The following is a 20,100-nucleotide window of genomic DNA, read 5'->3' as shown; positions in this document are numbered from 1 at the left end:
AAAATTCGGCTTATTCTACTTGTTTTCTTATGAAAAGTCGGCGAATTTTCACCGCACTTTTTGTAAACGTCTATAAAATAGTCAAAACCTTGTTAATTCCACATTGACGCGCATAAGCAGATAGCGCATTAGTTTCTTCCACACTTGGGATATGCGCTGATAAGCCAGCTTCATCACGTACACCTTTGCTATGCATGCGGATAATTTTTAATGCCACATCAGGATAATTTCGTAGTAGTTGAGCAACTTTGCCCACCAAATGTTCCGCATCAAAAAAATGCTTTAAAAAAACCAACCGCACTTCTTCCACTTTATTTAATGGCAACAAGGCAGCTAAATTTTGCAAATTCCGCTCCAGTTTATCGTTTTTTATATGCAAACGTTCTAGTATCACTTGCTGTGGTACAATACCTGCTTGATTTTTCCGATCGAAACAAAGTGTTTGCAAGCCAATGCCCTCGCCTTTGAGATCAAATAAAAATTTGTCAGTGACATCAATTAACGAACAAACACGATCAAACTCAAAAAAGCCACTACTATCCAAATAACAAGTCAATCCTTGCGAACGTAAAGCCTTAAAGAGTGGCACAAGTTTTTTGTGATGAATAGTGGGTTCTCCACCAGAAACCGTTACACCGCGAATAAATGGAACTGCCTCCATAACCTGTTCATACAAATACTGTAAACTAACCAATTTCGCATTTTCCGTATAACGAGGTATAGTTTCCGGATTATGGCAATACAAGCAATTTAGCTTGCAACCTTGCAGAAAAATACTCGAACGATTGCCTTGTCCCTCTACATTTGAAAAAGGAATAATCCGATGTAACGGCACAAAAATCTCAGAAAGTGCGGTCATTTTTCTAATTATTTTTCAGCGATCACATCTTTTTCATTGCGTAATTGGCGATCAAACACATTGGCACATTCATCCGTACCCGAGCCATACCAAGTTGTATCGCGTAATGCGACTTCGCCTTTACGGTATTTTTCAACTTCGCTTTTCTTCACTAGATAACCTGTAACACGAATTAAATCCGTGTTTTTCAAATAGGTGGTAATGTAGCGATAGCCTAAGGAAAATGCACCATCAATAATATCCACCACTGCATCGCAGTGATCTACATAAGTTTGATCAAAAGCGAATAAATCCCCTGTACCAGATGGGAAATATTTATGGAAAGGTGCAGATTGTTTCAAATGTGCAAGTAACGTTGGTTCTTCACCTACACGAATACGGTGAGCCGGTGCGTTGCGTTTGTCTTCTTCGTGGTTACTTGCACCCACTTGTGCGTGTAATAAATAACGATTGCCAGTACGTTCGGCATAAACTCCTTCGTGCGCATCAGTGATTTTTTTCAATTTATCCATAATCGCAGTGGCAATTTCATCGCCACGAACGCTCTTACCAAAGGTTTCATTTAAGCCTTCACATTGCAATAAGTGATTTGTGGCATCAGCCAACCCCACAATCGCAAACATTCCTGTAAAATTAGTGCGTTTGATAAAGCCCTCTTTTTCGAGGAATGAACTGTTAAAGAAATTACTTTCTTCTACTACAAATTTGTGTCGTTTATCCATGGTTGAAAGAGCACATTTCGCCACACGTGGTAATAATTCGTTTACCATTTCATCCGCACTTTTACAGGCGCGAGCAATTGTCCCTAGACGTAAACGCGTTAAGGTGTAGGCACCGCCACATTCAGGCAGTGCGTTATAGCAACTTGCTACGCCGTATTCTTCGCCTAGATCGGAAATATAGTAAGCATCGTTTGCAAAAGATGGTTTAGAAACCAACAAACAGGCTTTTGCTGCAAGTTCAGCAAATTCACGGCTCGTTTTAGATTTGTCATAACGAATAGTCATATTCGGTGTTGGTGCTTCAAGCTCAATCACGGCGCGTAAAATCAAGCGACCTGCTTTCGTATCATAAGGCCCAATATTGGCATGACAGAATGAGTCAGGCACAGTTTTATCAATATGATTTAAGAAACGTTTAATTTTTATGTAATCTTTTTCTTCATCAGTAATGAACGGTTCGAGCAACACATCAAGACGCCCAATATAAACAGGATAAGTCGTAATGGATGGCACGTGGGAGTAAAGAATCAATAATCCATCAAGTGCCTCATCAAGATCTTTTGGAGGCGGTAACTCTAAAAACTCGCAGCCCTTTTGGATATACACATTGTAATCAGGCAGGATATAACGAGGACGATAAATCGCGTAGCCTTCACATAAATCACAGATCATCTGATTCTGTAAAAAGCCCCATTCTTCATCGGTATAACCAAGCAAATTGCGAGGATCAAATAAACGCTCGGCAATATTCCCTAATGTCATTAATTTTTGATGATAAGTTAGATTATTGGCTTTAACCGTATCGAGAATATCTTGAAGTGAAGCTAACATAACGCCCCCTTTGAAAATGGTTTTGTATTGTACGCAATGGTAACAAAATAGACAATTTTGAAAACGTGAGGAAGATCACAGTTTTAGAAAATAAACATTATGCAAACGGTTACTCAAAATAAATAATATGTTTTTGATATAAATGAACTGACAAAATTATTTCTGTTTTTGCATCTTTCCTTTTATGATAAAACGGAATATAAAAGGTAATAAATATGAAGAAAAAAGTACGCGTTATACCCCACACATCTTGGGCTGCCACATCATTATGGACCGCGCAATATAAAACCATTTCAATCTTACTTTTTGCTCTTTCTATTTTAGGTATTGGAGATGGGCTTATTGTATTATCAGGTTTAGGATCGACACCTTGGACTGTACTTTCACAAGGTATAGCAATACAGACAAATTTTGATATTGGCTGGTCATCTTTTTTAATTAGTTGCGCAGTAATGTTGGTATGGAAACCTCTCAAATTACGCCTTGGGCTTGGGACATTATTAAATATTATCGTTATTGCTCTATTTCTAGGGATCACAACAAAAATACTGACGCCGCCAACCGCACTTTTTTCACGAATGATCTTCTGTCTGATCGGTATATTACTCTATGGTTTTGGAACTGCGTTATATCTCACTTGTCACTTAGGTGCAGGCCCTCGAGACGGATTAATGGTTGGTATTTGCCAACGTTTTCATTTAAGCATCAACGTGGTACGCTCAAGCCTTGAAATCTCGGTTTGTTTACTTGGTTTTTTACTTGGTGGTGTCGTTGGCTTGGGCACTGCCCTTTTCGCCACCAGCATAGGCAGCGTTGTTCAATTCTTCTTAAATATTATTGCTCGTTTGCCACATATTCCGTATGAAAAGTGATATTTCAGCTAACGCATTGTCTATTGAAATTAACTCTAAATTCATTTGAGTCTCTTTTCCCGCAGGTGGGCAAAATGCAAGATGCTTATCTACATCATTAATGGGTTTCCAGCGTCTCGGCTGAGAAGAACGACTATTTGGATAAAATCCGATAGTCGGAATATTAAACGCACTGCTCAAATGCAATGGCCCAGTAGATCCTGCAATAAATAAATCCGCACAAGCTAAAGAATGAGCAAAATCCACTAAACCTTTATTCTTATCGTAAATGACTACGCGTGAATCATTCACAAGATTTGCTAATTCATAGGCTTTTTCACTTTCGCCAGGCCCTGCAGTCAGCACAATATTGCAATCAAACTCAGCCAATAAGCCTTTAATTAAATCCGCATATTGCGCTAAAGAAAGATTCGTAGCTGAACCACCAGAACCGCTATGCACAAAGATCCATTTTTTATTTGCGGAAAGCCCTAAATTCTCTTGTAAAAAAACGCGCTGATTTTCCACCGCACTTTTCTCAAAGATTAAATAAGGCGGTTTAGGTTCAACAACTGGCATATTATGCTTTTGCAAAAAAGCCCGAACTAAATCTTGATTGTATTCAGCTTCTGATTTTTCAGAACGAGAACGGCGTTGTGTTAGACGATGATTATAAAGAATTTGAACCCATTTAGTCGCAGGTGCAAGGCGATATTTAATCCCACTTTTCCAAGCGAGTTTTCCATTATGGGTATTGGAAAAGAAACTAATTATTCCATCAAACTGCTGCGCTTTGATTTCCTGCACAAGACGTTTGAAATCCGTTTTATCATTTTTTTTACTATCAATAATAATATGATCAATAAACGGACAAACTTCCGCTAGAGGTGCAGTGTAACTCGGCACAAGTGCGGTTAATTTTAGCTCTGGATTTGAGGCTTTCAACATTGCAAAAGCTGGGAATGCTTGAACAAAATCGCCAAGTTTATCGTTACGAATAACTAAAATCTTTTCCATAATTTCTCCACTAAAATAAAAAAACCGCACTTGAAAGTGCGGTCGTATTTTATGTTATTTTTGTGGATTATAAAACATCAACACAATTTAAGTCTTCGAAAGATTGCTCTAAGCGTTTAGACATAGATTCTTCCATTCTACGTAACCAAACACGTGGATCGTAATATTTTTTGTTTGGCGCATCAGGGCCTTCAGGGTTACCTAATTGACCTTGAAGATATGCTTCATTTGCTTTATAGAAATTCAAAATACCATTCCAAGATGCCCATTGAGTATCCGTATCAATATTCATTTTGATTGCACCGTAGCCAATTGCTTCGCGGATTTCTTCGCGGCTAGAACCAGAACCACCGTGGAAGACGAAGTTAATTGGTTTCGCAGGAAGATTGCGTTCTTTCGCAACGAACTCTTGTGATGCACCTAAAATAGATGGCTTTAATTTCACGTTACCTGGTTTGTAAACACCGTGTACGTTACCGAATGCCGCAGCAACGGTAAAGTTAGGGCTTACTGGGTGTAATTGGTCATAAACATAAAGTACATCAGAAGGTTGTGTATATAAACGTGATTCATCTACATCAGAGTTATCAACGCCGTCTTCTTCGCCACCAGTAATACCGATTTCGATTTCAAGGGTCATCCCCATTTTATCCATACGAGCAAGATATTCACGGCAAATTGCCATATTTTCTTCCATTGACTCTTCAGATAAATCGATCATATGTGAAGAGAAAAGTGGACGACCCGTTTCGGCAAAATGTTTTTCGCCTGCATCTAATAAACCGTCGATCCAAGGTAATAATTTTTTCGCTGCGTGATCAGTATGAAGAATAACAGGCACACCGTATTCTTTCGCTAAAGTATGAACCTGTTTCGCTCCAGCAATCGCCCCTAAAACATCTGGACGAGTACCACTCGTTGGTTTGATACCTTTACCTGCGTAGAACGCTGCGCCACCATTTGAAAATTGGATAATCACTGGTGCTTTTACGCGTGCAGCAGTTTCTAACACGGCATTAACGGAGTCAGAACCCACACAGTTTACGGCAGGAATAGCAAAGTTATGCTCTTTAGCATAAGCAAAAACTTTTTGCACATCTTCGCCTGTTACAACACCGGGTTTCACGATATCTAATAATTTAGCCATACTTGTGTTTCCTTTTTATGTTTAGCGGGATAAGCCCACAATTTGAAGAATTTGTATTGATGATGGCATTTTTGATGCCACCATCAATATGTTATAGAGGAAAAGTGCGGTTAGTTTTTCGCACGTTTTTCAAGAATTTCTACTGCAGGTAATACTTTGCCTTCTACAAATTCTAAGAACGCACCACCACCCGTTGAAATGTAAGAAATCTTATCAGCAATACCAAATAAATCGATAGCCGCTAAGGTATCGCCGCCACCAGCAATAGAGAATGCATCGCTGTTTGCAATGGCGTGAGAAATGATTTCAGTCCCTTTACGGAAGTGAGGGAACTCAAACACGCCAACTGGGCCATTCCATAAAACGGTTTTTGCATTTTTGATAATTTCAGCCAATTGTTCTGCTGATTTATCGCCAATATCAAAAATAGATTCATCATCTTTCACTTCATTTACCGCTTTTTCTGTTGCTGCTGCCGTTTCAGAGAACTCTAAACCTACACGCACATCAACTGGAACTGGAATATCTGTATTTGCGGCTAATTCTTTCGCAACTGGAATTAAATCAGCTTCATATAAAGATTTACCCACATTGTGACCAGCTGCCGCAATGAAAGTATTCGCAATGCCACCGCCCACAATAATTTGGTCAGCGATTTTTGAAAGAGAATTTAATACTTCTAATTTAGTTGAAACTTTAGAACCGCCTACGATCGCGACCATTGGACGAGCAGGTTCTTTTAATGCTTTACCTAATGCATCTAACTCAGCCGCTAATAATGGGCCTGCACAAGCGATTGGCGCAAATTCTGCAACGCCATAAGTTGAAGCTTGCGCACGGTGAGCTGTACCAAAAGCATCCATTACAAATACATCGCAAAGTGCGGCATATTTTTTACCTAATTCTGGATCATTTTTCTTTTCGCCTTTGTTTATGCGTACGTTTTCTAAAACAACGATTTCGCCATCTTTAACATCCACACCATTTAAATAATCTTGTTCTAAACGCACATTAAAGCCTGCGTTTTTTAAGTAATCAACAACTGGTTGTAAAGAATCTTCTGGTTTGAATTCTCCTTCAGTTGGACGACCTAAGTGAGAAGTTACCATCACTTTCGCGCCTTTTTCTAAGGCTAATTTTAAAGTAGGAATGGTCGCACGAATACGCGCATCTGAGGTCACTTTGCCATCTTTTACTGGCACATTAAGATCTGCACGGATAAATACACGTTTACCGGCTAAATCTAAATCGGTCATTTTGATTACTGACATAATCTATCCTCTTGTTAAGTTAAAATTAAAATTGAAAACTTTTCGTATTATACCTACTTCGTGCTAGGTTGTAACGATTTAGATCAAAGAAATTCTTATTTGCTTTGGCAATTCATTACCTGCCATTTTTTATCATAACAAATAAATAATTCATTTCGACTAGCCCTCAAATACGCATTTTTTAATTGTGGATTATGTTGCTTCATCCAACCAAAAAGTTCATCTCTACTTAATTTTTGATTCGGTAATTTTAATGCGTTAAATAATTCCTGCTCCTTAGCAAAATATTGCTGGGCAAAATCAAAGGCGCAACTACCGTGTTTTTCCCATTCGCCTTGCAATAATTTCTCGCCCGGAGAAATCGCCAAATATTGTGCTAATAAACCTTTTGGCAAGGCGGGTAAATCGCCTTTGCAAAAACGAGGATGATCTGAAACAGTGCGAGCATTTGCATTTTGTGGCCATAGCCCATGTACAACCCAACCAAAAGTGCGGTTATTTCCACATTGATATTGGGAGGATGCAGGCAACTGATCGCCATATTTTTCACGCTGAATATCACAAAATCCAGGCGACCAAGATAATGCCAACATATAATAATCGACCGGTGCCTTTGCATTTTGCCCAATATGATCATTGCGCATAATCACATCATAGTTTGCAAAAACATCTGGATTTTTTACCGCACTTTTTTCAATATCTGTCCGCTTTGTCTCAAATTGAGGCTCTAATTTAGGTTCAGGTGCTTTTGTTTGCTTAGCCTGTTCGATTACGGGAGAAGACGATTGATGTTTAGCTTTGGTTGGATCAGTAAAATATTGCCAAATTGCTAATACAACAAGGATAATAAGAGAAAGAATGGAAGTAAGTTTTTTCATAAATTTTGTTTAGTTTTTGTCAATCAAGTTTTTGTCAGCTATAATTCGCCGCTTTCAACTTCTATTAAGGATCACAATGGCATTACTCATCACTAGCAAATGTACCAACTGCGATATGTGCTTACCAGAATGCCCGAACGAAGCCATTTCAATTGGCGATGAAATTTATGTGATCGATCCTGTACTTTGCACGGAATGTGTCGGTCATTACGACACGCCAACCTGTCAAAAAGTTTGCCCAATCACTAACTGCATTAAGCCCGATCCTGAACATCAAGAAACCGAAGAACAGCTTTGGGAACGCTTTGTGATGATTCATCATTCCGATAAGTTGTAGAAAATAACTTGCCTTCCCCTACTTGTGGGGAAGGTGCCCGAAGGGCGGAAGGGGGCTTTCTATATATCCCCTCAACCTTCGGCAGCTCCCCTGCAAACAGAGGGAGAAAAGTGTTTTCTCTAGGGAAAAATCAAATATTATCCCGCTACGGCTGGTAAATATCCCCATTGAATTAAAAATGGAATGACCATAATCACGACACCAATCAATAACGCAAATACCAAAGCAAAATTACCGCCAGCGACTCGATATGGCAATGTTGGATTTTCAATACGTGTACGCCACGCCAAACCAATTGGTAAAATTAAGCAATAGAACGCACACAATAAACCTGCGTAACTTAATGCTGTAATAAATCCTTCAGGATAAAACAATGCAAACACAAGTGGCGGTAAAAATGCGGCAATGGTTAAAACAAAGCGATTATTTGGCAAATGATAACGCTTGAATAAATCCCCCAAGCCTTCAAATACACCCAGCATTACGCCTAAGAAAGAAGTAATCAGTGCAAGTGATGAAAACGCACGCACAACCTCTCCCATAAAATGCGAACCTGTGATTTCACGTGTTGCATTTACCAAGCCATTTAGCGTTGGATCAGCTTGTAAAATACGCACAAACTCGCTTTGACTTAATACACCGTGGGTTGCTAACTGCCATACAAGGTAAGCAGCTAATGGAATCGCAGTACCAATCAAAATGGCACGACGAAATTTATCAACACTTCCACCTAAGTAGCTATTCACACTCGCCATAATAACGTGGAAACCGAAAGAAGTAAAAAATATTGGTGCCGCAGAAACCACAAAAGCATAATCCAAAGGCAATGCCATTAAATTATCTGTTGCTACTTTTGGAAGCATCATAAACAGCACAAAAGCAAAGGCGATTAACTTACCAATAAATAACATGCGAGTTAAGCCATCCACACCTTTCGTTCCCATAACAACAAAAGAACCTAATACCACCGTAAAAATAATAATCGCCGTTTTAAGCGATATTGCTTCCATACCAAAAGCCGTTGGCAAGCCTGAAAGTAAAGAGCCACCACCCGTAATATAAGCGGCTGAAAGTGCATAAAGTAAAACTAACAAACTCAACGTTGCTAAAATCCGTCCTGAAACCCCAAAATATTTTTCAGCGAGCGTGGCGACACCATCATCCAACTGATCCGCTGTTTGATACACTTCTACAAACAACAATCCGCTGTAAACCAATAACGCCCATAAACCTATGAGCAATAACACCGTATAACCAAAGCCCATGCCCGCTGATGTAAGCGGCATAGCAAGCATACCTGCACCAATGGTTGTGCCTGCAATAATCAACGCACTCCCAAAAGTTTTGTTTTTTAGCATAAAATTGTCCTTATAATGTTGTGTTTAAAAACTAATTTAAATCTGTCCGCACTTTTCTTTATAGTGTAAACGGCAAACAGAAAGGTAAGAATCATTGCCCCCAATTTGAATTTGCGCGCCTTCTTTAATCACCTCGCCCTGATCATTTAAACGCAAAACAAAGTTAGCCTTACGGCCACAATAACAAATTGTTTTTAATTCTTCGAGTTGATCTGCCCAAGCCAGTAAATATTTACTTCCTTCAAAAAGTTCCGCTTGGAAATCTGTACGCAAGCCATAACAGAGCACAGGGATCTTGAGTTTATCAACAACATCGCTCAACTGGTAAACTTGTTGCTTGCTAAGAAATTGAGCTTCATCCACCAGCACACAATGCACTTTTTCTTTTTTTAAGTGCGCATTAATTTCATCAAACAAATTGGTTTCCGAGCGAAATAAAAAGGCATCTTGCGAAATACCAATACGCGATGTGACTTTCCCCACGCCAAAACGATCATCAATCGCAGCCGTATAAACTAATGTGTTCATATCACGTTCACGATAGTTATAGGAAGATTGTAGCAACGTCGTTGATTTTCCGGCGTTCATTGTGGAGTAATAGAAGTAGAGTTTTGCCATTTTTTTCCTTCATACCTAGGGTAGGTATACCCTAGGTTCATTTCAGTATTATCCCTTTGGGATAAAGTGATTGTTCTCCAAAAGGTAAGTTTATTACTATAATTAGCTGTGGATATACCTACCCACGATAAAACATAAACATTAAATCGCTTCCAATTCCGTCATTGCCCAACGAGGCTTAACATCAATAGCCAGATCGCTATGCTGACCTTTTTTTAAACGTAAAAAACCTGTGTAAGCAATCATTGCGCCATTATCGGTGCAAAATTGAGGTTGTGGATAAAACACTTCTCCACCTAAATTTTGCATTAAGTGCGCAAGCGTTTCTCGGAGTTTTTTATTTGCACTTACTCCGCCCGCAATCACTAAACGTTTATAGCCAGTTTCTTTCAATGCGCGCTTACATTTAATGGCAAGTGTGTCCACCACTGCATCTTGGAAAGCATAAGCAATATCCGATTTAGTTTGTTCTGTTAGTTCGCCCTCGTTTTTAATCGCTTGATTAATCGTATTCGCGGCAAAGGTTTTTAAACCAGAAAAACTAAAATCAAGACCTGCTCGATCTGTCATTGGACGTGGAAATGTGAAACGATTTGGCGCACCTTTTTCTGCTAAACGAGAAAGTGCTGCGCCACCTGGATAATCTAGTCCAAGTAATTTTGCTGTTTTATCAAAGGCTTCGCCTGCAGCATCATCAATGGATTCGCCAATCACTTCATATTTTCCTACGCCATCTACACGTACCAATTGAGTATGACCACCCGATACCAACAAAGCAACAAAAGGAAAGTGCGGTGAATTTTTATCAAGCATTGGCGCAAGTAAATGCCCTTCCATATGATGAACACCAATCGCAGGCACATTCCAAGCATAGGCTAGAGAACGTGCGATAGTTGCGCCCACAAGCAATGCACCGACAAGCCCTGGGCCACTCGTATAAGCAATACCATCAATATCGCTCGCGGTTAAATTGGCTTCTTCTAATGCTGCCTTAATAAGAGGCGCCGTTTTACGGATATGATCGCGCGATGCCAATTCGGGTACAACGCCACCATAATCAGCGTGCAAAGCAATTTGAGTATAAAGTTGATTAGCAATTAACCCTTTTTCTTCATCATAAATCGCCACGCCCGTTTCATCACAGGAAGTTTCAATGCCTAATATTTTCATTGATTTTCTTCATTTATTACCTAAAATGTTGTGCGATTTTACCCTGTTTAAGCGGTTTTAACCAGTTGAACCACAAATATTAAGGTGAATTGGCATTCTATCCTTTACTTTTTGCCTAAAAGTAGATTAGAATTGCGTCCTTTATTAAATCTGTCATTTGCACACAGGTGCTTTGGCAAAAATAAAATTTTAAATTGCAATTAAATTAAACTCATTGAGGTGATTGGCTTATGCCTGTAATTAAAGTACGTGAAAACGAATCATTTGACGTAGCTTTACGTCGTTTCAAACGCTCTTGCGAAAAAGCGGGAATCTTAGCTGAAGTACGTGCTCGCGAATTTTACGAAAAACCAACTACAATTCGTAAACGTGAAAATGCAACACTTGCAAAACGTCACGCAAAACGCAACGCTCGCGAAAACGCGCGCAATACCCGTTTATACTAATTTATAGTATTTTCTGACTCGAGTTAAGACAAACCGTGAATCCTTTGGACTCACGGTTTTGTTACTTTAAGCACAACAAAAATCTACGCCAAAAACGACCGCACTTTCACACCACGATCACGGAGGCTCGACAATGAAAGGTCCTATTCCACGCCCCTTTATTGATGATTTACTAACAAAATCCGATATTGTCGATGTGATTAACACGCGCGTAAAACTAAAAAAAGCTGGCCGCGATTATCAAGCCTGCTGCCCTTTTCACCACGAAAAAACGCCATCCTTCACAGTTAGCCAAAAGAAACAGTTTTATCATTGCTTCGGCTGTGGCGCACACGGTAATGCCATTTCCTTTTTAATGGATTATGACAAACTTGAATTTGTCGAAGCTATTGAAGAACTTGCTGCTATGGCAGGGCTTGAAGTACCTTACGAAAAACGCGCTAATAACAGCGGAAAACCTCAAGCTAATTATCAAACCAAACGAAATCTCTATGAATTAATGCAAGAGATTGCCAAGTTTTATCAAAACCAATTACCATTAAATACGCAAGCACAAGAATATTTACAACAACGCGGGCTTTCAGCTGAAATTATTAAGCGTTTTCAAATTGGGTTTGTGCCGAATGCAATGGATACTGTACTGCGTAAATTTGGCGTTAATCGTGAAGAACAACAAAAACTCATTGAGTTAGGTATGCTTTCTCGCAATGATCGTGGCAATATTTACGATAAATTCCGCAATCGCATAATGTTCCCGATTCGCGATAAACGTGGTCGTACAGTGGCTTTTGGTGGACGAGTATTAACGGATGAAAAACCGAAATATCTGAATTCGCCAGAAACCATTACTTATCATAAAGGTAACGAGCTTTATGGTTTGTATGAAGCTTTACAAGCCAACGATGAACCAAAACAATTACTGGTTGTTGAAGGTTATATGGATGTGGTGGCATTAGCACAATTTGGCGTGGATTATGCGGTCGCTTCTTTAGGTACGTCCACGACATCAGAACAAATTCAACTTATTTTTCGTTCGACCGAACAAGTTGTTTGTTGTTACGATGGCGACCGTGCAGGACGTGATGCAGCGTGGCGAGCGTTAGAAAATGCGTTGCCTTATTTAGAAGATGGCAGACAACTCAAATTTATTTTCTTGCCAGAAGGAGAAGATCCTGATACTTACATTCGTCAATACGGCAAAGAAAAATTTGAAGAATACATCGAAAGTGCGCAATCTTTAAGCGAGTTTATGTTTGCACATTTAAGTCCTCAGGTTGATTTTTCTACTAAAGAAGGGCGCGGAAAATTAGTTGCGCTAGCTGCGCCGTTAATTCGCCAAATTCCTGGAGAAATGCTTCGCTTATCGCTACGCAATATGCTTGCTCAAAAACTTGGGATTTTTGATCAAACTCAGCTGGAAAATCTTATTCCAAAACAATTAGAACAAGCCAATACACAACAAAAAGTCGCTAATAATAAGATCAAGAAGACACCAATGCGAATGGTCATTTCATTGCTTCTGCAAAATCCTGAATTAGTAAAACGTATGTCTGAAAGCGGCGTGCAAGCATTACGTGCGGAAGCAGGGTTTGAAATTCTGGAAAAATTGACCGCACTTTGTCGCCAACGAGAGGGCATTACTACGGGGCAAATTTTGGAATACTTCCGCAATACGTCTTACAGTAATCCCCTTGAAATACTGGCAACTTGGGATCATTTATTAGACGAATCCGATATAATCAACGCATTTTCACAAAATTACCGTCGCTTAAATATTCAAGCTATTGAGCGCGATATTGAAATGCTTATTGCCAAAGAACGAACTGAGGGTCTCACTAATGAAGAAAAAACAGTACTTGTACATCTTTTAGCTGGTAAAGAACAGCAGAAAAAACAGTTAGTGAATCCGCTATAACAATGGTAGAATCCCAGGTTCATAAAAAAATCTTATCTTCTCAATCACATCAAGCAAAACGAGTATAAAAATGGAAAAAAATCAACAATCTACGGCTGAACAATATTCAGAACAAATTGAGCAATTGATGGAGCTAGGTCGTACACAAGGGTATTTAACTTTTGCTGAAATCAATGACTTATTGCCCGAAGATGCTATTGATCCTGAATATTACGACAAGTTGCTACAAACGTTGCAAAATGATGCAGGCATCCCTGTGTTAGATGAAGCACCAGAAAGCGATGATATGATGTTGAGTGATACCATCCCTGATGAAGATGCAGTGGAAGAAGCAACTCAAATTCTTTCTAATGTAGAATCTGAAATCGGTCGAACAACGGATCCTGTCCGTATGTATATGCGTGAAATGGGAACAGTTGATCTTCTTACTCGTGAAGATGAAATCAGCATTGCAAAACGTATTGAAGAGGGGATTGATGAAGTTCAAACCTCTATCGCAGCCTATCCTGAAGCATTAAATGGATTACTAAAAAACTATGATGATGTAGAAAAAGGTAATTTCCGTTTGACCGATTTAATTACAGGTTTTGTTGATCCAAATGCCGAAATAGAAGAACACAACGGACTTGATGAAGACTTTTCTGATGAAGATGAAAATGAAGATGATGAAGAAGAAGGATCGAGTAATGCAGATGTGGAAGACAATGAATCAGAATCCACATCAGATTCAAGCGACTCTGATAACAGTATTGATCCTGAAGTTGCTCGCGAAAAATTTCAGCAATTAAGAGAACAGCACTCTAAAACCCTTGCTGTTATTGAAAAACACGGTCGCTCTGGAAAACGCGCCCAAGATCAAATTGCACTACTTGGCGAAATTTTTAAACAATTCCGTTTAGTGCCAAAACAATTTGATTTACTCGTTCTATCAATGAAAGAAATGATGAAACGTGTACGTTATGAAGAACGTCAGCTACAAAAAATATTAGTGGATATAGCAGGAATGCCAAAGGATGATTTTGAAAAAATTATTACCACTAATGGCAGTAACAGTGAATGGGTAACAAAAGCGTTAAAATCTAGCAAACCTTGGGCTAAACGTTTAATTAAATATGAAGATCGTATTTATGAAGCCTTAAACAATCTAGCGATAACAGAAGAAAATACTAAACTTACCATTACGCAAATGCGTGACATTTGCGATGCAGTCGCACGAGGCGAACAAAAAGCACGCCGAGCTAAAAAAGAAATGGTTGAAGCTAACTTACGTTTAGTAATTTCTATCGCGAAAAAATACACAAATCGAGGTTTACAATTCTTAGATTTAATTCAAGAAGGGAATATCGGTTTAATGAAAGCGGTAGATAAATTTGAATATCGACGTGGTTACAAATTCTCTACCTATGCAACTTGGTGGATTCGTCAAGCAATCACTCGCTCTATTGCGGATCAAGCGCGTACAATCCGTATTCCTGTGCATATGATTGAAACGATCAATAAACTTAATCGAATTTCTCGCCAGTTATTACAAGAAATGGGACGTGAAGCAACACCAGAAGAATTGGCAGAACGTATGGGAATGCCAGAAGATAAAATCCGTAAAGTACTGAAAATTGCAAAAGAGCCAATTTCGATGGAAACACCTATTGGCGATGACGATGATTCGCATTTAGGGGATTTTATTGAAGATTCAACCTTAGAACTTCCTCTTGACTCTGCCACAGCACAAAGTTTAAAAGTTGCAACTCACGAAGTGCTTGAAGGTCTGACACCACGTGAAGCAAAAGTATTACGTATGCGTTTTGGTATCGATATGAATACCGACCATACACTTGAAGAAGTGGGTAAACAATTCGATGTAACACGCGAACGTATTCGTCAAATTGAAGCAAAAGCATTACGTAAATTACGTCATCCTAGCCGTTCTGAAACACTGAGAAGTTTTTTAGATGAATAGAAAGAAACTGATCTAATCTTAAAAAATCAGATAAATTTGTTTAAGGACTAAATTCTATCATCCACAGAATTTAGTCCTTTTATGTTTTACTTAAAACATTTTAATCATAAAAAAATCTGCATCCTAATTAGCTGGTTTATTTATTCAGCTTTAAGGCACAGATTAAAGTGCGGTAAATTTTTTTAAGATTTTTACGTAAATTATTTATTTAATTTCGCTTTGTAAGTTGGGTTCATTAAGTTTTCTACAGAAAGAATGTCATCTAATTGTTCTTCTGTTAATAAACCTTTTTCTAACACAACTTCACGTACGCCTTTACCTGTTTGAGCACAGATTTTACCCACTAAGTCGCCGTTGTGGTGACCGATAAATGGATTTAAGTAAGTCACGATACCGATTGAATTAAATACATAGTTTTCACAAATTTCTTTGTTTACAGTGATGCCATCCACGCATTTATCACGCAAGTTCACACAAGCATTGGTTAAGATGTCGATAGATTCGAACATTGCTTGACCAATCACTGGTTCCATTACGTTTAATTGTAATTGGCCTGCTTCAGATGCGAAGGTCACAGTGGTATCGTTACCAATTACTTTAAAGCAAACTTGGTTTACCACCTCTGGAACAACTGGATTTACTTTTGCTGGCATAATAGAAGAACCTGCTTGTAATTCAGGAAGATTAATTTCTTTTAAACCTGCACGAGGGCCAGAAGAAAGTAAACGTAAGTCATTACATACTTTAGAAAGTTTCACTGCAGTACGTTTTAATGCACCGTGAACCATGACATAAGCACCACAGTCAGATGTTGCTTCAATTAAGTTTTCTGCTGGTACACAAGCTAATCCAGTCACTTCAGCAAGATGTTTTACAACTAATTCTGTATAGCCTTGTGGCGTATTTAAAGCAGTACCGATTGCAGTCGCACCAAGGTTTACTTCAAGTAATAAACCTGCTGTACGTTTTAAGTTACGCACTTCTTCTTCAAGTAATACGGCGAAAGCTTTGAATTCTTGACCAACAGTCATTGGCACCGCATCTTGCAATTGGGTACGTCCCATTTTAAGAATGTGCGAAAATTCTTTTGCTTTATTGTCAAAACCGTCGTGTAAATATTGAATTTTATCGATCAATTTTAAGATGCTGTTATACACTGCAATACGGAAACCGGTAGGATACGCATCGTTGGTTGATTGGCTAGCGTTAACATGATCCATTGGATCTAAATATTGGTATTCCCCTTTCTTATGTCCTAATAACTCTAACGCCAAATTCGCCACAACTTCATTGGTATTCATATTCACTGAGGTACCTGCACCACCTTGATATACATCTGATGGGAATTGATCTAAGCATTTTCCAGTGGTAAGGATTTCATCACAAGCTGCTACAATCGCTTTTGCAATATCACTTGGAATTGCACCTAATTCGCCATTGGCTAAAGCCGTTGCTTTTTTTACCATTACCATACCACGCACAAACTCAGGCACGTCAGAAATGGTTACGTTAGAAATATTGAAATTTTCTACCGCTCTTAATGTATGAATCCCCCAATATGCTTCTGCAGGCACATCACGTTCGCCGAGTAAATCTACTTCTTTTCTAAATTGAGTCATTTTAATTACCTTTTTGGGTTAGTTAATTTATCGTCATTATAGAAATTTCAAGAAGAAAAAACTTGATGAAGATCACATTTTCAAAAAATGCTCTCAAGACATATTTTCATTTTTCGGATTAGTTTTTTTAGGGAAAAATGTTCTATCTATCAATCTTACACAGATTTCAATAGCCTACCAATTTTCTCAAATAATTTCTGAATTTGCTCTGCACGACACCCGAGTACCCGCACCATTAAACCATATTCATTGAGTTGTGATACGCCTATCAGTAGATCTTTTTCTTCCGTACTTTGTTGCTGCAAGGCTTGCACCTGTTGTTTGATTTCCGCATTATTTTTCGCCAAATTTAGATAAGTCAGCGAACCTTGATGGGAATAATTTTCCATCTGACTCAAAGCGGTAAGATTCATTTTAGACGGCAGCCACTGGATACAATCACTGACAAGCGGTCGTTTTTTGCCATCGTCTTTCAAAGTATAAATCTTCAAATGGGAAGAAAACTGACGGAAAGCAAAATGCTCATCATTCAATACCCGCCCAATCGCCACGATTTCACCGTAAATCAGCTCGCTTTGTTCGCCCATTTCAATATGGGTTTGCTGCTTAAAAACGGAATCTCTATGTAACACCAACGGATGCGGCAAATAGAATAAACGACTGTTTTCCGCAAGCAAAATATGGGTTGTTTGCATCGCACTGTCGCCTTCATTCATCGCCTGCACCCGAGTAAATGCCTGCGTATTTAAAGAAAGTGCGGTCAATTTTGCCAATGAAATATCAATCTCTAACAGATCGCCCGCCAGCACCCCAGGGGAGGACGACATTTGCATCGCATTCAAGCCATTCGCCCACGCATCATCGTAACTTGGCAACGTTATCACTTTAAAAGGTGGCGTCGCAAAGTATTCGGCAAGCTGGGTTTTGCCGTTGGAGGAAAGTTTGGTGGAAAGGGATAATTTGCTGTTCATAGATTTTGTAAGGGCTAATTACATTAGCCCCGATATTTCACCAATAATTGGGCAAATGTAATTTGCCCCTGATTAACGAACCAAAGATGCAGGTTCTTCCACATTCTTCAACAACGCATATTTTTCGATCCAACCGATCACGCCATCCAGATTTTCTTTTTTCATCAGGTTGGTAAAAATAAACGGCTGACCGTTACGCATACGACGAGCATCACGTTCCATGACGCTTAAGTCAGCACCAACGAATGGAGCAAGATCAGTTTTGTTGATCACAAGTAAATCTGAACGAGTGATACCCGGCCCACCTTTACGAGGGATTTTTTCCCCTTGAGCCACGTCAATCACGAAAATTGTCACGTCAGCCAAATCAGGGCTAAAAGTCGCTGAAAGGTTATCGCCGCCCGATTCAATAAATACAATTTCCACATCAGGGAAACGAGCCACCATTTCATCAACCGCTTCTAAATTCATCGAGGCATCTTCACGAATTGCTGTGTGCGGGCAACCGCCTGTTTCCACGCCCATAATTCGCTCAGGTGGAAGCAAACTGTTTTTTGTTAAAAATTCCGCATCTTCTTGGGTGTAAATATCGTTAGTAATGACTGCTACGCTATATTTTGACGCTATTTCACGAGTGAGTTTTTCAATTAACGCCGTTTTACCCGCCCCAACAGGGCCAGCCACGCCGATTTTAATGTAGTTACGCATAATGTTCCTTTTGTTTATCATCGTAGCAACTGTGTTGCTCATGGGTGTAGGGGCAAGTTACATTTGCCCCAATATATCAATGAATGTTCAAGGGCAAATGTGATTTGCCCCTACAAGTAAAATCTCAATAAAAAATAACCGCACTTACGACATATAAAGTCGCGTATAAAGCACTTCGTGTTGCATAGCCCGAATATCATTCGCCAGCGTTGCCGCACCAAGCCACTCTTCGTCGGGGTCAAGGCTTAATTCCACCGCTTGCACGAGCGATCCTCGCAAGTCAAACAGAATATCTTGCCCATCCATTTGGCTGAGAGGAATTAGCTTCACGCCGTTAGTGATTACACCAACTGCTGCGTTGTAGTAGAACGCATAGAGTGTGTCGGCTTTGGTTAAGCCCATGGCTTGAGCAACCATTGCAAACACTATCGGGAAATAGCCCTGCACGCGTTTTTCTACAATCGCTTGCTGGTAAGCTGTGAGCAACGTATGTGTTTCATAGCGAATAAAAATTTTCAGCAATCGTACGCCGAGTTTGAAACTCCCTTCACGACTTTCGCGTGCCACTTTGGTGGCGGAAAGTTGCCAATCCAGTTCGCACAAGCGGTCAAAATTGCCCTCGTTCATTGCATCGAAGGCAAGGGAAAGATACGCCCCGTCGTTGTAAATCCAGTTTTGTAAAAGCTGGGTTTGCACATATTCTTCTAGGGTCGCTTTGCTTTCTACCACACGTTGCTGGACGAAGGTTTCCAAGCCATTGGAATGGTTAAATCCGCCAATCGGTAAGGTGGGATCGACCAAGTGCAACAACGCACCTAAATCCGTTAAAGAGCGGTTTAATGTTTGTGCCAATGTCCATCTCCGTGATGATGATAGCCATGATGATCATGCGAATGACTGTGCGAATGCCCGTGACCTTGTGCAGAGTTAGCTCTCAACGCTTGGCTTAAACGGCGTTCTGCTTTTTGCGGATGAAATCCCGCGGCTTGCAGCCATTCAAACATCGGCTTATCGTAAGGTAATATTACTTCATCGCCATCTAAAAACAGCGGCGAATGTTTGTTGCCGATTTCATAACAAGCTCGAGCCATTTCAGGCAAGGTTTTCGGCGACAGCACAATGACTTCACTCGGTAAAATTTCAATCGCAATCACTAATTCATCGCTAATAAACACCACATCATCGTGTTTCAAGCGTTGCCCCTCTTTGAGCAAACGAAATGCTACTTCACGCCCCGTATTTGTAGTTTTACGCAAAATATTCCGTTCGCTTTCATACCACTGCAATACTATTCGTTCAATGGGCTGTGTGGTAATTTTGCCCTCTGCTTGAAGTGCGGTTAAATTTCCCAAGATATTTTCTATAATAGGGAGAATTGGGTTAATTATTTTCATCTTTCCTCTATAAATCCACTTTCTTCTCTTC

19 protein-coding genes are annotated in these 20,100 nt (G+C 39.6%); 5 read left to right on the top strand and 14 right to left on the bottom strand.

Translation table 11 applies throughout. The features are described 5' to 3' along the window. Positions 1-70: 70 nt before the first annotated feature. Together HMPREF2813_RS01440 and HMPREF2813_RS01435 are read right to left on the bottom strand one after the other, a co-directional pair. Entirely contained in the window at positions 71-859 is a 789-nt protein-coding gene (locus HMPREF2813_RS01440; RefSeq protein ID WP_014550378.1) for a 4Fe-4S cluster-binding domain-containing protein, read from the bottom strand. An 8-nt stretch (positions 860-867) separates the two neighbouring features. Further along, complete coding sequence (locus HMPREF2813_RS01435) at positions 868-2,412, bottom strand: YjjI family glycine radical enzyme (RefSeq protein ID WP_005687007.1); 1,545 nt, start codon at positions 2,410-2,412, stop codon at positions 868-870. A gap of 215 nt (positions 2,413-2,627) precedes the next feature. Here HMPREF2813_RS01435 and HMPREF2813_RS01430 point away from each other — a divergent pair, with 215 nt between their 5' ends. Next, positions 2,628-3,284, top strand: a complete 657-nt coding sequence (locus HMPREF2813_RS01430) for a membrane protein YczE (RefSeq protein WP_005687008.1) — start codon at positions 2,628-2,630, stop codon at positions 3,282-3,284. Here the strand turns inward: HMPREF2813_RS01430 and HMPREF2813_RS01425 are convergent. The 4 genes from HMPREF2813_RS01425 to HMPREF2813_RS01410 all read right to left on the bottom strand — a co-directional run bounded on the left by HMPREF2813_RS01425 (position 3,240) and on the right by HMPREF2813_RS01410 (position 7,576). Beyond that, a complete protein-coding gene (locus HMPREF2813_RS01425; protein ID WP_048946806.1) occupies positions 3,240-4,280 on the bottom strand; it encodes a glycosyltransferase family 9 protein in 1,041 nt (346 codons plus the stop codon). The two genes, HMPREF2813_RS01430 and HMPREF2813_RS01425, sit on opposite strands and share 45 nt — an antisense overlap. Before the next feature lie 67 nt (positions 4,281-4,347). After that, on the bottom strand, positions 4,348-5,427 hold the full coding sequence (gene fbaA, locus HMPREF2813_RS01420) for a class II fructose-bisphosphate aldolase (RefSeq protein ID WP_048946807.1): 1,080 nt from the start codon (positions 5,425-5,427) through the stop codon (positions 4,348-4,350). 110 nt (positions 5,428-5,537) lie between these two features. Then, positions 5,538-6,698, bottom strand: coding sequence for a phosphoglycerate kinase (gene pgk, locus HMPREF2813_RS01415; RefSeq protein ID WP_015701714.1), 1,161 nt, complete (start codon positions 6,696-6,698; stop codon positions 5,538-5,540). Positions 6,699-6,793: 95 nt separating this feature from the next. Next, entirely contained in the window at positions 6,794-7,576 is a 783-nt protein-coding gene (locus tag HMPREF2813_RS01410; protein ID WP_048946808.1) for a ribonuclease T2 family protein, read from the bottom strand. A gap of 76 nt (positions 7,577-7,652) precedes the next feature. Between HMPREF2813_RS01410 and HMPREF2813_RS01405 the strand changes: the two genes are divergently transcribed. Beyond that, positions 7,653-7,913 (top strand): YfhL family 4Fe-4S dicluster ferredoxin, encoded by a 261-nt coding sequence (locus HMPREF2813_RS01405; protein ID WP_005627640.1) that lies wholly within the window; start codon positions 7,653-7,655, stop codon positions 7,911-7,913. 137 nt (positions 7,914-8,050) lie between these two features. Here the strand turns inward: HMPREF2813_RS01405 and HMPREF2813_RS01400 are convergent, their stop codons facing one another. The 3 genes from HMPREF2813_RS01400 to tsaD form a co-directional block, all read right to left on the bottom strand. After that, positions 8,051-9,271, bottom strand: a complete 1,221-nt coding sequence (locus HMPREF2813_RS01400; RefSeq protein WP_048946809.1) for an aromatic amino acid transport family protein — start codon at positions 9,269-9,271, stop codon at positions 8,051-8,053. 36 nt (positions 9,272-9,307) lie between these two features. Next, positions 9,308-9,889, bottom strand: a complete 582-nt coding sequence (locus tag HMPREF2813_RS01395; protein WP_005688632.1) for a thymidine kinase — start codon at positions 9,887-9,889, stop codon at positions 9,308-9,310. A gap of 141 nt (positions 9,890-10,030) precedes the next feature. Then, positions 10,031-11,059 (bottom strand): tRNA (adenosine(37)-N6)-threonylcarbamoyltransferase complex transferase subunit TsaD, encoded by a 1,029-nt coding sequence (gene tsaD, locus HMPREF2813_RS01390; protein WP_048946810.1) that lies wholly within the window; start codon positions 11,057-11,059, stop codon positions 10,031-10,033. A gap of 230 nt (positions 11,060-11,289) precedes the next feature. Here tsaD and rpsU point away from each other — a divergent pair, with 230 nt between their 5' ends. The 3 genes from rpsU to rpoD all read left to right on the top strand — a co-directional run bounded on the left by rpsU (position 11,290) and on the right by rpoD (position 15,377). After that, positions 11,290-11,505, top strand: coding sequence for a 30S ribosomal protein S21 (gene rpsU / locus HMPREF2813_RS01385; protein ID WP_005627632.1), 216 nt, complete (start codon positions 11,290-11,292; stop codon positions 11,503-11,505). Positions 11,506-11,638: 133 nt separating this feature from the next. Continuing rightward, positions 11,639-13,420, top strand: a complete 1,782-nt coding sequence (gene dnaG / locus HMPREF2813_RS01380; RefSeq protein ID WP_048946811.1) for a DNA primase — start codon at positions 11,639-11,641, stop codon at positions 13,418-13,420. A gap of 70 nt (positions 13,421-13,490) precedes the next feature. Next, on the top strand, positions 13,491-15,377 hold the full coding sequence (gene rpoD / locus HMPREF2813_RS01375) for an RNA polymerase sigma factor RpoD (protein WP_048946812.1): 1,887 nt from the start codon (positions 13,491-13,493) through the stop codon (positions 15,375-15,377). Positions 15,378-15,577: 200 nt separating this feature from the next. Here the strand turns inward: rpoD and aspA are convergent, their stop codons facing one another. The 5 genes from aspA to ureE form a co-directional block, all read right to left on the bottom strand. Beyond that, positions 15,578-16,996: an aspartate ammonia-lyase gene (gene aspA / locus HMPREF2813_RS01370; protein WP_048946813.1), complete on the bottom strand. Its 1,419-nt coding sequence runs from the start codon at positions 16,994-16,996 to the stop codon at positions 15,578-15,580. Positions 16,997-17,151: 155 nt separating this feature from the next. Further along, positions 17,152-17,967: an urease accessory protein UreD gene (locus HMPREF2813_RS01365; protein ID WP_032824034.1), complete on the bottom strand. Its 816-nt coding sequence runs from the start codon at positions 17,965-17,967 to the stop codon at positions 17,152-17,154. A gap of 72 nt (positions 17,968-18,039) precedes the next feature. Continuing rightward, positions 18,040-18,717: an urease accessory protein UreG gene (ureG, locus tag HMPREF2813_RS01360; protein ID WP_005692066.1), complete on the bottom strand. Its 678-nt coding sequence runs from the start codon at positions 18,715-18,717 to the stop codon at positions 18,040-18,042. A 102-nt stretch (positions 18,718-18,819) separates the two neighbouring features. Then, positions 18,820-19,527 carry an urease accessory protein UreF gene (locus HMPREF2813_RS01355; protein WP_032824035.1) on the bottom strand — a complete coding sequence of 236 codons (708 nt, stop codon included), beginning with the start codon at positions 19,525-19,527 and terminating at the stop codon, positions 18,820-18,822. Next, a complete protein-coding gene (ureE, locus tag HMPREF2813_RS01350; protein WP_005687038.1) occupies positions 19,512-20,069 on the bottom strand; it encodes an urease accessory protein UreE in 558 nt (185 codons plus the stop codon). The genes HMPREF2813_RS01355 and ureE overlap by 16 nt, the downstream gene beginning before the upstream one ends. Between the last annotated feature and the right edge of the window lie 31 nt (positions 20,070-20,100).

The sequence above is a fragment of the Haemophilus sp. HMSC066A11 genome (assembly GCF_001811665.1).
GTDB classification, from domain to species: domain Bacteria; phylum Pseudomonadota; class Gammaproteobacteria; order Enterobacterales; family Pasteurellaceae; genus Haemophilus; species Haemophilus influenzae.
This window is presented reverse-complemented; position numbering and strand designations above follow the sequence as displayed.

Bases quoted from the DNA above. Each gene is read 5' to 3' on its own strand.
- aspA (WP_048946813.1), bottom strand. From the start codon at position 16,996: ATGACTCAATTTAGAAAAGAAGTAGATTTACTCGGCGAACGTGATGTG.
- HMPREF2813_RS01425 (WP_048946806.1), bottom strand. From the start codon at position 4,280: ATGGAAAAGATTTTAGTTATTCGTAACGATAAACTTGGCGATTTTGTT.
- fbaA (WP_048946807.1), bottom strand. From the start codon at position 5,427: ATGGCTAAATTATTAGATATCGTGAAACCCGGTGTTGTAACAGGCGAA.
- pgk (WP_015701714.1), bottom strand. From the start codon at position 6,698: ATGTCAGTAATCAAAATGACCGATTTAGATTTAGCCGGTAAACGTGTA.
- HMPREF2813_RS01410 (WP_048946808.1), bottom strand. From the start codon at position 7,576: ATGAAAAAACTTACTTCCATTCTTTCTCTTATTATCCTTGTTGTATTA.
- HMPREF2813_RS01395 (WP_005688632.1), bottom strand. From the start codon at position 9,889: ATGGCAAAACTCTACTTCTATTACTCCACAATGAACGCCGGAAAATCA.
- HMPREF2813_RS01430 (WP_005687008.1), top strand. From the start codon at position 2,628: ATGAAGAAAAAAGTACGCGTTATACCCCACACATCTTGGGCTGCCACA.
- ureG (WP_005692066.1), bottom strand. From the start codon at position 18,717: ATGAGCAACACAGTTGCTACGATGATAAACAAAAGGAACATTATGCGT.
- HMPREF2813_RS01405 (WP_005627640.1), top strand. From the start codon at position 7,653: ATGGCATTACTCATCACTAGCAAATGTACCAACTGCGATATGTGCTTA.
- HMPREF2813_RS01440 (WP_014550378.1), bottom strand. From the start codon at position 859: ATGACCGCACTTTCTGAGATTTTTGTGCCGTTACATCGGATTATTCCT.
- tsaD (WP_048946810.1), bottom strand. From the start codon at position 11,059: ATGAAAATATTAGGCATTGAAACTTCCTGTGATGAAACGGGCGTGGCG.
- HMPREF2813_RS01435 (WP_005687007.1), bottom strand. From the start codon at position 2,412: ATGTTAGCTTCACTTCAAGATATTCTCGATACGGTTAAAGCCAATAAT.
- rpsU (WP_005627632.1), top strand. From the start codon at position 11,290: ATGCCTGTAATTAAAGTACGTGAAAACGAATCATTTGACGTAGCTTTA.
- ureE (WP_005687038.1), bottom strand. From the start codon at position 20,069: ATGAAAATAATTAACCCAATTCTCCCTATTATAGAAAATATCTTGGGA.
- HMPREF2813_RS01400 (WP_048946809.1), bottom strand. From the start codon at position 9,271: ATGCTAAAAAACAAAACTTTTGGGAGTGCGTTGATTATTGCAGGCACA.
- HMPREF2813_RS01365 (WP_032824034.1), bottom strand. From the start codon at position 17,967: ATGAACAGCAAATTATCCCTTTCCACCAAACTTTCCTCCAACGGCAAA.
- rpoD (WP_048946812.1), top strand. From the start codon at position 13,491: ATGGAAAAAAATCAACAATCTACGGCTGAACAATATTCAGAACAAATT.
- dnaG (WP_048946811.1), top strand. From the start codon at position 11,639: ATGAAAGGTCCTATTCCACGCCCCTTTATTGATGATTTACTAACAAAA.